The sequence below is a fragment of the Bordetella muralis genome (assembly GCF_965139205.1).
GTDB lineage: Bacteria > Pseudomonadota > Gammaproteobacteria > Burkholderiales > Burkholderiaceae_B > Bordetella_A > Bordetella_A muralis.
In genome coordinates this window covers 1-11520 of the sequence record NZ_CBCSIU010000046.1, presented here as the reverse complement: position 1 = coordinate 11520, position 11520 = coordinate 1, and the positions used below count along the sequence as shown (strand labels likewise).

Sequence of the window (11520 nt, the reverse complement as noted above, 5' to 3'; positions counted from 1 at the left end):
CCGGACACCGGTTCGCTCACCTCGTCCGCGCCTTCGCGCTCCCTACGGTGGCTGCTCGCTCGACTTTGAGGCGCCCGGCCGGGCCGATTGCCTCGGCTCGACTGGCAGCAATTAGAATTCTCTGCATCGCTGGCACGACTTTTGTGCTTGGCGTTTTTTTTGCAGCGCCTGGGAAGAGAGAAAGGTCTTGCGGTGCTGCTTTCGGGGGACGCCCTGCGCGTCCACCTCAAGCGATCGGGCCGGGCATGCGGGAGGGGTGGCGTGGTGCCTGTTGGAAGATCTGCTTGGTTGCGATTAAGGCTGGCGATGATGATGCGTAGAGGTCTCTTTGGAGACTCGTCTGTTGCATACCTGCGCGCCGCATGGCGCCTGTAAGCACTCCCTGATTCCCAGCACCAGCCCCCGCGCCGATTCAATACGACTTCGGCAAACCCAGCACCTTCTCTGCAATGAAGCACATGATCAATTGCGGACTGACGGGGGCAATGCGCGGGATATAGCTCTCTCGCAATAAACGTTCAACGTGATATTCCTTGGCGTAGCCCATACCCCCTAAGGTGAGGACGGCTGTCTGGCAAGCGTTATGTCCCGCCTCTGCGGCGAGATACTTGGCCGTATTCGCATAGGGGCCGCAGGCCAAGCCCGCGTCGTACATGCTGGCGGCTTTGAAGACCATTAAATTGGCCGCTTCCAGTTGCATCCATGCCTGGGCCAAGGGGTGTTGAATGCCCTGGTTCTGGCCGATGGGACGTCCGAATACTGTGCGTTCACCTGCGTACTGCACGGCGCGATCGAGGGCGGCGCGGCCTATGCCGACGGCTTCGGCGGCGATGAGGATGCGTTCGGGGTTCAGGCCGTGCAGGATGTATTCAAAGCCTCGGCCTTCTTCACCGATGCGGTCGGCAACAGGGATGCGCAGGCCGTCGATGAACAGCATGTTGGAGTCGACGGCTTTGCGGCCCATTTTGTCGATTTCTCGGACTTCGATTTTGCTGCGATCCAGGTCGGTGTAGAACAGTGAGAGGCCCTGGGTGGGCTTGGCGACGTCGACCAGCGGGGTTGTGCGCGCCAGCAGCAACATTTTGTGAGCGACTTGTGCGGTCGAGATCCAGATTTTGCGGCCATGGACGATGTACTCATCACCATGGCGTTCCGCACGTGTGGAAAGTTTGGTGGTATCCAGACCTGCATCGGGCTCGGTGACGGCGAAGCAGGCCTTTTCGCGGCCGGCGATCAGCGGGTCAAGCCAACGCTGGCGTTGCTCGTCGGAGCCAAATACGACCACGGGATTCAAACCAAAGATATTCATGTGCACGGCCGACGCGCCAGCGAAACCCGCGCCGGAGGCAGCGATGGTTTGCATCATCAGCGCGGCTTCTGTCATGCCTAATCCCGCGCCTCCATACGCTTGCGGCATGGCAATCCCTAACCAGCCATCGCGTGCCAGATCCGCATGAAAGTCATGAGGAAAACCGCCATCACGATCGCGTTCGAGCCAGTATTCATTGGGATAACGCTCACAGACGCGTTCGATCGCATCGCGCAACGCCAGTTGATCGGATGAAAATTCAAAGTCCATTACGAAATTCCTTTCTGAGGTGCAGCATCATGAGCGGTGATCTCCTGTGTCGCCCGAGCGGCAATGAGTGCGTCGATTTCCGCATCGGTGCAACCGGCTTCGCGCAGTATCTCCTGGCTGTGTTCCCCCAATCGCGGCGCGGGCCGGCGAATGGTAGTCGGGGTGCGTTCGTAGCGTCCCAGCGGCGCGGTCGTACGCAATCGGCCCTCGGTGGGGTGATCCATCTCATGAACGAAACCGGTGCTCTGCAGATGTGCGTCGTGGATCAGGTCATCAACCGAATAGAGGTGCGCGGCAGGAATGTCTGCTTGCGTCAAGTCAGCGAGCCATTCAGCGCTGCTGCGTGTACGCATGATGTCGGCCACAAAGGCATACGCCTCATCAATGTGACGAGCGCGGGCAGTGTGGCTGCTGAAACGTGGATCTTGTTCCAGCTCGGGCCGGCCGATCAGCGCAAAGAAATTTCGCCAATGTTTGTCGTTGTAAATCAGCAGGCATAGATAACCATCTGCGGTCGCATAGGGACGCCGGTGCGCGGCCAGCAGCCGGGCATAGCCGGTAGAGCCCAGCGGCGGCTCGAACGTTGCGCCGCCGAGGTGGTCGCCCAGCACCATGTGGGCCATACCTTCGAACATGGGGATTTCAACCGATTGGCCTTGGCCCTGTGCACGAGCATGCAGGACGGCGGACACGAGCGCGATGGCCACATGCAGGCCGACGGCGCGATCTGCCAGCGTCAATGGCGCATAGCGCGGGACATCGCCACTCTGCTGACGAAACAGATCCGCAATGCCTGTTTGTCCCTGGATCAAATCATCGTAAGCAGGGCGACCGGCATAGGGGCCGGCCTCGCTGAAACCATAGGCGCCAATGTAGACCAGGCGAGGATTGCGTGCGGACACGGCCTCGTACGATAGGCCTAGCCTTGCCATGGCTTGGGGCCGGATGTTGTAGAGCAGCGCATCGCAGCTCTCCGCCAGCTTTAGACACGCTTCGCGGCCCGCTTCGGTTTTCAGGTCCAGCACGATGGACCGCTTATTGCGATTCAAATGCAGGTACAGATGTCCCATGCCAGCATTGCGCATGGGACCGACGGCCCGCATGTTGTCGCCAGCGGGAGATTCGACTTTGATCACGTCTGCGCCCAGATCGCCCAACACCTGCGTGGCATACGGACCCATCACGACTGAGCTCAAATCCAAAATGCGTACGCCGGACAACGGACCGGTGGTCACAGGAGGCGAACCTGTGTCAATGTCAGATGTCGGCCCGTTGCGGACAGGTGCGTCATGATGCTGCATAGTGTTCGAATCTCTGTGGTTTGCTGGCGCTGCACACTTCGTTAACGCACAACAATGCGGGTGCAGAGGGCGAGGCGCAATCAGCACATCTCTGAAAAAACAGCGCGATCATTGCGCCTGGATTCCTGCGTCTTTAATCAGTTTTCCCCAGAGGTCGCGTTGTTCGCTGACAAAGGCGGCAAAACTCTCCGGTGTGCCGCTAAACGCGTCGAAGCCGAGATCTGCCAGACGTTTGCGCACGTCGGGTTTGTTGACGATCTGGTTGATAGCGGCATTGAGTTTGGTCACGATCTCCGGCGGCAATCCTGCCGGGCCGAAATAGCCGTTCCATGAGTTCAAATCAAAATCGTTCACACCGGCCTCACGCATGGAGGGCAGGTCTGGCACGATAGTGCTGCGCTCTGCCGTGGACACAGCCAGGGCGCGCAGTTGGCCGGATTGCACAAAAGGCAGGCCCGAAGCCAGATCCGTAAACATGATGTTGACTTGGCCACCGACAAGATCGGTCAGCGCCTGGGGCGTCCCTTTGTAAGGCACGTGCAGAATGTCGATGCCGGCACGGTGCGCCAGGGTGCCCCCCGCCACGATGCCTGTGCTGTTGCCGCTGGCATAGGTGACTTTGCCCGGATTTTTGCGGGCGTAATCGACGAGTTCCTTCACGGTGGTGTAGGGCTGTTTGGGATTGGTCACCAGCAGAAAGGGCAAGTTGCCCCCGCGTGCAATCGGCGTGAAATCCTTGACCGGGTCGTAGGGGACGTTCTTCATCAAGAACGGGGCGGCCGAGTGCGAGGTATTGGTGGTGACGAACAAGGTGTAGCCGTCGGGCTTGGCACGTGCGACGTACTGTGCGGCGATGGTGGCGTTGGCGCCGGGTTTGTTTTCTACGATCACTTGTTGTCCCAGTATCTGCCCCAGTTCGGCGGCAAAGATACGGCCTACCGCGTCGGTGCCGGATCCTGCGGGAAAGGGCACGATCAGCGTGATCGGTTTTTCGGGGTAGGCGGCTTGGGCGGGGGACGTGAATACGGACGCAAGCGCGGTGCTGCATAGCGCCGCGGCGCGTAGGATGCGTAACAACATGGGGTCTCTCTCCGGTTGGTGGATGGCGGCGGCTCTGTGATGGCGGTTCTGCCTGCGGTGGCCGCTGGGCCGGGTGGCATTACTTGGATGTGTTTCCTGTCGTGGGGGCAGCAAAACCGCGTATTACGCGATCTGGAGATTCTTCGTAGGGCGGCGAGTAGATGACCAGCAAGCGCACGGGGGTGTCGCTGGTGACGGTGAAAACATGAGGGATATCGGGCGGGAAATAGCAACAGTCACCGGCGACCATGTCGGCGGATTCGTCACCGACTTGGGCGCGGGCGGTGCCCTCGAGCAAATAACAGACTTGCTCGATGCCGGGGTGGGCATGGGGCAGGGCGCCTTGGCCCTTTTCTATTACGCCTAACAGGACTTCTACGTGCTTTGCTCCGACGTTTTCTGGGCCGATCAGGCGGCGGTTGAGGGTGCCAGTGTGGTTGGCGGGGTGGTAGCCGGGGACTTGGGATTCGCGGACTAGCCAGCTGGGAGTGTGGGGCATGATAGGGAAATGAATTTTATGAGTGTGAAAATTATTTCACAGATGTGAAATCACGAGCAAGGGGGTTTTCCCGGAAAGACTCGCTAGCCCAACAGCCCCTGGCTACCAGCTAACCAAACAGCCCGATTTCACTGCTGCTGCAAATCCCATAAAGCCGCCAACATATGCCGCGTAGCAGGCTCGCTCACCTTTTCGCGATAGGCAATCCCTAGTTGCCGCCACAATGCCGGTCGCAACGGCCGCATGAGAATGCGTTCATCTGGCGCTGGCGCGCCCGCCTCGTGAGGCAGCAATGTCCCACCATACCCTGCACCGACGAGGCTCTTGATGGCATCGTTGTAGTTCAACGCGATGCGGGGAGCAGGCCGCAGGCCGACGTCGGCAAACCATTGTGTGGTCAATCTGGATAAATGCGTGCCCGGGTCGTTCAGGATGAGCGGCCGTTCGGCCATCCAGCGGGGGGTGATATGAGCAGGCGCGCGCCAGGCCGCAGGCAGGAATGCCACGACCGGATCGCGTCGCCAGGGCTGGATTGTCAGGCCGGCAACCTTGGCCTGAGGTAGGGCGACGATGCCAATATCGAGCGATCCGTCGGTCAACTGGACAAGGGTTTGTTGAGAGGTCAGGACTGCGATTTGTACATCAATCGCCGGATGCGATTGCGCCAAAGCCGCCAGGGCGCGTGGCAGCAAATGAGCGATGACGCCGGTCGATGCACCCAGTCGGACACGGCCCGCCAGTCCCTGGGCCTGACGCGACACGTCATCCAGGGCATGTGTCACGTCGGCCAACAGCTTTCGTGCATGATCGATCAGGCTTTCGCCGATGGCTGTGGGGCGTACATGGCCTTTGGTTCGAGACAGTAATTGCGCGCCCACGCGCTGTTCCAGTTCGCTGATGTGCAGACTGACGGTAGGCGGCGCCAAGTGCAGCAGTGCCGCGGCCTTGGCGAACGAGCCCTGGTCCGCAATGGTGACGAGCGTGCGCAGTTGATCCAGGTTGATTTCTCGCATGGCGCCTCATAGATCAGAATTTCTGAATAGGAAGATTATTAAATTCAACTTTTCTAATTCTACGAGTCGAGTCACGATAACGCCATCGACCATTTACCGGAATCATCGCGATGACGACTCCTCATGTTTTTATTGACGGCGACCAAGGCACAACCGGCCTGCAGATCCATGCACGCTTGCAGGGGCGCGACGATATTGTCATTGATACTTTGCCGGCGGCTTATCGCAAGGACCCGCAGCGTCGCGCCGAGGCGTTGAACGCCTGCGACATCGCCATTTTGTGCCTGCCTGACGCGGCAGCGCGCGAGGCGGTGGCGCTGGTCAAAAATCCCCACGTGCGCATCATCGACGCCAGTTCGGCTCATCGTGTCCAGGATGGCTGGACGTATGGATTTCCGGAGTTGAGTGCCGATCAATCGCGTCTGATTGCGCAGTCCAAGCGCGTCACGAATCCGGGTTGTTATCCCACGGGCGCTGTCGGGCTGCTATCGCCCTTGGTGACGGCGGGCTTGCTGCCGTCTGACTATCCGCTGGCCATTCAGGCCGTATCGGGGTATTCCGGCGGTGGGCGCGCAGCTGTTGAGCGGTACGAGGGCATCGATCCGCACAGTGAGCAACGGAGCGCCAGCCAACAGTCCAGCAGCCTGCCCGCGTTCCAGATCTATGGCTTGCCGCTGCAACATAAACACGTCCCGGAAATTCAACGTTATGCCGGTCTGGCATTGCCGCCGGTTTTTGTCCCGGCTTACGGGGCTTATCGCCAGGGGATCGTGCTCACCATTGCGTTACAACAACGCCTGTTGCCGGCAGGGGTGGACGCCGGGATAGTGCAGGCCTGCCTTGCCGGCCATTACGCGGGCGCGCAATACGTGCGTGTGTTGCCGCAGGCCGAGTCTTCCGCGTTGCAGGCCTTGGACCCCCAGCGTTTGAATGACAGCAACAATATGGAGCTCGCTGTTTTCTCCAATCCCGAGCATGGCCAGATTCTCTTGACAGCAGTATTCGATAATCTGGGTAAGGGCGCTTCGGGCGCAGCGGTGCAGAACCTGGATTTGATGCTGCAAGCGGCGTAGTTTTCGCCGGGGCCGGTTGGTCGCCGAATCCATCAACGCCAACAGGGCCTATGCCCCTGTATATCGACGCGGCTGTTACACTGCCGCGTCTTCGCCTTTTTCGAATATTTTCATGTCTGCCCCCCGTTTAGACGCCGCCGCGCCGTTGCCTCAGTGGCTGCAGTACCTTGAGTCCATTCACAGCAAGGCTATCGATCTGGGGCTGGACCGGGTCAAGCAGGTGGCGGACCGCCTGGCGCTGCAGTTGAACGGCGTCAAATTCGTGGTCGGCGGCACCAATGGCAAGGGTTCGACCTGTGCCATGCTCGAGGCTATCTTGCTGGCCGCCGGCTATCGGGTGGGCTTGTACACCTCGCCGCACCTGATCGATTTCAATGAGCGTGCCCGGATCAACGGCGAGATTGCCAGCGACACCGCGTTGACTGAGCAGTTTGCCGCAGTCGAAGCGGCACGCGGCGAGATTACGCTGACATATTTCGAGTTCACGACGCTGGCGATCCTGCGCTTGTTCGCACAGTCGAATCTCGATGCCATTGTGCTGGAAGTCGGCCTCGGGGGGCGTCTGGATGCCGTCAATATCATTGACGCCGATTGCTCCATCATCACCAGCGTCGATCTGGACCATACCGAGTGGCTGGGCGACACCCGCGAAAAAATCGGCTGGGAAAAGGCCCATATTTATCGCAGCGGCAGGCCGGCCATATGCAGTGATCCGCAGCCGCCGCAGTCGTTGCTGGACTACGCGGCAGAGATCGGCACCGATCTGTGGCTGTTCGGTAAAGACTTCAACTATTCCGGAGATCGCCAGCAATGGGCCTATGGCGGCCGAAGCCAGCGCCGCAATGCCCTGGCCTATCCGGCATTGCGGGGCGCAAACCAGTTGCTGAATGCGTCGGCCGCGCTCGCCGCGCTGGAATCGGTACGTGACCGCCTGCCTGTACCGCAGCAAGCCGTCCGTATCGGTCTGTTGCAGGCATCGGTACCCGGCCGGTTCCAGATTTTGCCAGGCCAGCCCACCATCATTCTGGATGTGGCCCATAACCCGCACGCCGCAGCGGTGCTGGCTCAAAATCTGGATAACATGGGGTTTCATCCCTACACCCACGCAGTCGTGGGCATGCTCAACGACAAGGATGTCGACGGCGTGCTGGCCAAAATGCTGGGCCGTGTCGATCACTGGTACTGTGCAGGGCTGCCAGGGCCGCGCGGAGGCAGCGGGGACGACTTGGCCAGGCACGTTTCGTCTGCAATCGAGACGGCTCCGGCCGGTTCCGACGGGCCTACCGTGCAAACGTACGCTGACCCCGCCGCAGCGTTCGCCGCGGCCCGCGAGCGGGCAGGCGAGGGTGATAGAATCGTGGTGTTTGGCTCGTTTCTCACCGTTGCCGCGGTTTTGCAGGCACTGGGTCGCAAAATTTAAGGTTTCGGCAGTCGGGGCGCAGGCTCCGGTCAGGTCGCAAGGAATTCCTGCCCATGGGATTTTTCACTCGCAAAGACTCCGCCTCTCAGGCATCGCCCTCTAGACCGCGTCCGTCGGTATCGAGCGAAGCCCAGGCGGCAGAACTCCGTGGGCGTGCGCGCCGGCGGTTAGCCGGCNCCGTCGCGCTGGTGCTCGCAGCTGTTATCGTGCTGCCGATGGTATTGGACTCCGAGCCCGTACCGGTGGCGGACGATATTCCTATCCGCTTGCCGGATCGCAATACCCCTTACCAACCGCAGGTTTCGCCGCCGGCCGTGGCCGATGCGGGCAATGCTGCCACGGGTACCACGCCAGAGGGCACCGCGGTCACACCGCCTGCGACGCCTCCCGTAGAGCCGCCTGCTGTTCCTACGCCGCCTGACGTGTCTACGCAACCCGAGACGCCGCCGCCTGCCACCGCTCAGCGGCCCGAGACGCCGCCTGCCGCAGTGACTCCGCCCAAGCCGCCGGCGACCAAACCGCCAGTCACGCCGCCCAAGCCGCGCGACGACGATGGCGCCCGGGCGTTGGCGCTGCTGGAGGGCCGTTCCCCGTCGGATACGCCCGCGCCAGCCGCACCCAAGCCGGCCGCGCCCAAACCCGCCGCCAAAGGCAATTTCGTCTTGCAGATCGCGTCCTATGGCGCCCAGGCGGATGCCCAGTCGCGACGTACCAAACTGCATCAGGCCGGTGTTACCAACGCTTTTGTCGAACAAGCTTCCGTTGGAGGTAAACAGTCGTACCGCCTGCGCGTGGGGCCGTTCCCGTCGCGCGAGGCAGCCCAGGCTGCTCAGGCACGCCTGCGCACGCTGGGTTATGACAACGGCTTCATCGCCAGCCAGTGACCGGTTTCGATTTCGTCGTGTTGGCCATCCTGGCAGCCTCCGGTCTGCTGGGGTTGGTACGCGGCCTGCTGAAAGAAATCCTGTCCTTGATGGCGTTTCTGTTGGCCTTCGTGGCAGCGATCTGGTGGGGCCCCTCTGTATATGGCTGGATTGAACCCTATATAGAGACCCCCATGCTGCGTATGGGTATTGCGTATGCGGCGGTGTTTATTTTGGTGTTGCTAGGGGTAGGGCTGCTCAATATGACATTGGCTGCCCTGATCCGTACGACCGGCCTGTCGCCGGCAGATCACGGCCTGGGGGCGGTGTTCGGGCTGGCACGAGGTTTATTGTTTGTGTTGGTATTGGTGGCGTTGGGCGGCTATACGCCGTTGCCGCAAGAGCCCTGGTGGCAGAACGCCATGTTTTCGCATTCGGCCACCGAGGCCGTCAGGCATATCAAGTTGTGGTTGCCCCCGTCGTTGGCGACGTGGCTGCCCTACTAAGTTTCGTTTAACGGGAAATCACCATGTGTGGAATCATCGGGGTCATTGGGCGCGGGCCGGTCAACCAGCTGCTCTATGACGGTTTGCTGCTGCTGCAGCATCGTGGCCAGGACGCGGCAGGTATTGCGACGTCGTCCCAAGGCAGCCACTTCAACATGTTCAAGGCCCACGGCCTGGTGCGGGATGTCTTCCGCACCCGCAACATGCGGTCGCTGCCCGGTACCAGCGGTATCGGTCATGTGCGCTACCCCACGGCGGGCTCCAGCGCCAGCGAAGAAGAAGCCCAGCCGTTCTACGTGAACGCCCCGTTCGGCATCACTTTTGCCCATAACGGCAATCTGACCAACTGGCGCGAGCTGCGTGAGTCGCTGTATCGCGATGACCGCCGCCATATCAATACGAATTCCGACTCCGAGGTGCTGCTCAACGTGCTGGCGCATGAGCTGCAGTCGGCCGCCACGGGCGTGTCGCTCAACGACGACACGCTGTTCCGTGCGGTATCGGCCGTGCACAAACGGGTGCGTGGCGCTTATGCTGTCGTGGCCCAGATTTCCGGCTATGGCATGCTGGCATTCCGAGATCCGCATGGCATACGCCCGCTGTGTATCGGCCGCCAGGAAACCGAGGAGGGCGCGGAATGGATGGTCGCTTCGGAATCCGTCGCGCTCGAGGGCAGCGGTTTTGCGTTTGTGCGCGACGTCGAGCCGGGCGAGGCGATTTTTGTCGATCTGGATGGCCGCATGGTTAGCCGCCAATGTGCCGACAACCCGCAACTCGTTCCTTGTATCTTCGAGTACGTGTATTTCGCACGTCCCGATTCGATGATCAATGGCGTGTCGGTGTATGACGCCCGTCTGCGCATGGGTGAATATCTGGCCGACAAGGTGGCGCGCAATATGCGTCTGGGCGACATCGATGTGGTGATGCCGATTCCGGATTCGTCGCGTCCTGCGGCGATGCAGTTGGCTGCACGTCTGGGGCTGGACTATCGCGAAGGCCTGATCAAGAACCGCTACGTGGGCCGTACGTTCATCATGCCAGGCCAGGCGGTGCGCCGTAAATCCGTGCGCCAGAAACTCAATGCGATCGGCAGTGAGTTCAAGGGCAAGAACGTACTGCTGGTCGATGATTCCATCGTGCGTGGCACGACCAGCCGCGAAATCGTCGATATGGCGCGTGCCGCTGGCGCGAACAAGGTCTACTTCGCTTCCGCTGCGCCTCCAGTACGTTTCCCGAACGTGTATGGCATCGATATGCCTACGCAAAGCGAGCTGATCGCCACGGGCCGTTCTGACGAGGAAATCGCGCGTACGATCGGCGCTGACGGATTGATCTATCAGGATCTCAGCGATATGCAGCGCGCGGTCACGGACATCAATCCGGCTCTGACCCGTTTTGAGTCGTCCTGCTTTGACGGTCAGTACGTGACCGGCGATATCACGGCGGAATACCTCGAGCGTCTGGGCCAATCGCGTGGCGACTCAGACGGCGATGAGTCTACCGGCGGGCTGCAGTTCAACATGGGATTCTCGTCGAACGACGCCTGATACGGCGCATGATCGGCCTTTCCTTTCTGTAACGATGCCGGGCAGTGGTATGGCCCGGCATCATGTTTTTTTACCTCGGTCCAATTACATGCAATCTTCTCGTCGCCTGTTATGGCTGATCGCCATTTTCTGCTTTGGTGCGTTGGGCGTTGCCCTGGTGTCGCAGCATGTGTATGACATGCCGCCTTGCGCATGGTGTGTGTTACAGCGCTTGATCTATCTGACTATCGGCGTGATTGCCTTGATCGGTGCCAATGTGGGGCTGCTGGCCCGGTTGTGCGCGGGGTTGGCGGCCATATTGAGCGCGGGCGGGATTGCTGCGGCTTGGTATCAATATGATGTGGCGGCGCATATGTTTTCCTGCGATCAGACGTTCGCGGATCAGTTCATGAGTGCGTCGGGGTTGGATGGGGCGGTGCCGTGGCTGTTCGGGATTTATGCCAGCTGCATGGATGCGATGGTGGAAGTGCTCGGGGTGGAGTATGCGCTCTGGAGCTTGAGTTTGTTTGTGGTGTTGTTGTTGGCGAGTTTGTGGGCGATGTTGCGGCGGTAAAGGGATCGGGCAGGACGGGGGATCGAGTGCTATTGGACGTCGAGGCGGGGCAGTGACCGTGTTGGCGCTTCACGTGGCCGGTCGGC

11 protein-coding genes and 1 pseudogene are annotated in these 11520 nt (G+C 60.6%); 7 read left to right on the top strand and 5 right to left on the bottom strand.

The features are described 5' to 3' along the window. Positions 1 to 412: 412 nt before the first annotated feature. The 5 genes from ACNA0I_RS26490 to ACNA0I_RS26470 all read right to left on the bottom strand — a co-directional run bounded on the left by ACNA0I_RS26490 (position 413) and on the right by ACNA0I_RS26470 (position 5472). Positions 413 to 1579, bottom strand: coding sequence for an acyl-CoA dehydrogenase family protein (locus ACNA0I_RS26490; RefSeq protein WP_415809010.1), 1167 nt, complete (start codon positions 1577 to 1579; stop codon positions 413 to 415). After that, positions 1579 to 2814, bottom strand: a complete 1236-nt coding sequence (locus ACNA0I_RS26485) for a CaiB/BaiF CoA transferase family protein (RefSeq protein WP_415809009.1) — start codon at positions 2812 to 2814, stop codon at positions 1579 to 1581. Before ACNA0I_RS26485 ends, ACNA0I_RS26490 begins: the two co-directional genes overlap by 1 nt. 174 nt (positions 2815 to 2988) lie before the next feature. Beyond that, positions 2989 to 3960, bottom strand: coding sequence for a Bug family tripartite tricarboxylate transporter substrate binding protein (locus tag ACNA0I_RS26480; RefSeq protein WP_415809008.1), 972 nt, complete (start codon positions 3958 to 3960; stop codon positions 2989 to 2991). A 79-nt stretch (positions 3961 to 4039) separates the two neighbouring features. Then, a complete protein-coding gene (locus ACNA0I_RS26475; protein ID WP_415809007.1) occupies positions 4040 to 4459 on the bottom strand; it encodes a cupin domain-containing protein in 420 nt (139 codons plus the stop codon). 128 nt (positions 4460 to 4587) lie between these two features. After that, on the bottom strand, positions 4588 to 5472 hold the full coding sequence (locus ACNA0I_RS26470) for a LysR family transcriptional regulator (RefSeq protein WP_415809006.1): 885 nt from the start codon (positions 5470 to 5472) through the stop codon (positions 4588 to 4590). Positions 5473 to 5582: 110 nt separating this feature from the next. Between ACNA0I_RS26470 and argC the strand changes: the two genes are divergently transcribed. From argC to ACNA0I_RS26435, 7 genes and pseudogenes are all read left to right on the top strand, one after another. Beyond that, on the top strand, positions 5583 to 6545 hold the full coding sequence (gene argC, locus ACNA0I_RS26465; protein ID WP_415809005.1) for an N-acetyl-gamma-glutamyl-phosphate reductase: 963 nt from the start codon (positions 5583 to 5585) through the stop codon (positions 6543 to 6545). Between the two features lie 112 nt (positions 6546 to 6657). Further along, positions 6658 to 7965 carry a bifunctional tetrahydrofolate synthase/dihydrofolate synthase gene (gene folC, locus ACNA0I_RS26460; RefSeq protein ID WP_415809004.1) on the top strand — a complete coding sequence of 436 codons (1308 nt, stop codon included), beginning with the start codon at positions 6658 to 6660 and terminating at the stop codon, positions 7963 to 7965. Positions 7966 to 8018: 53 nt separating this feature from the next. Continuing rightward, a pseudogene (locus ACNA0I_RS26455) lies at positions 8019 to 8141 on the top strand (SPOR domain-containing protein); the annotation flags it as partial. A 1-nt stretch (position 8142) separates the two neighbouring features. Next, positions 8143 to 8849, top strand: a 707-nt coding sequence (locus ACNA0I_RS26450; RefSeq protein ID WP_415809003.1) for an SPOR domain-containing protein, incomplete at its 5' end; no start/stop codon positions are given. Then, complete coding sequence (locus ACNA0I_RS26445; protein WP_415809002.1) at positions 8846 to 9334, top strand: CvpA family protein; 489 nt, start codon at positions 8846 to 8848, stop codon at positions 9332 to 9334. The genes ACNA0I_RS26450 and ACNA0I_RS26445, both read left to right, overlap by 4 nt. Positions 9335 to 9357: 23 nt before the next feature. Next, positions 9358 to 10881, top strand: coding sequence for an amidophosphoribosyltransferase (gene purF / locus ACNA0I_RS26440; protein WP_415809001.1), 1524 nt, complete (start codon positions 9358 to 9360; stop codon positions 10879 to 10881). An 88-nt stretch (positions 10882 to 10969) separates the two neighbouring features. Then, positions 10970 to 11434 carry a disulfide bond formation protein B gene (locus ACNA0I_RS26435; protein ID WP_415809000.1) on the top strand — a complete coding sequence of 155 codons (465 nt, stop codon included), beginning with the start codon at positions 10970 to 10972 and terminating at the stop codon, positions 11432 to 11434. The last annotated feature ends 86 nt before the right edge of the window (positions 11435 to 11520 follow it).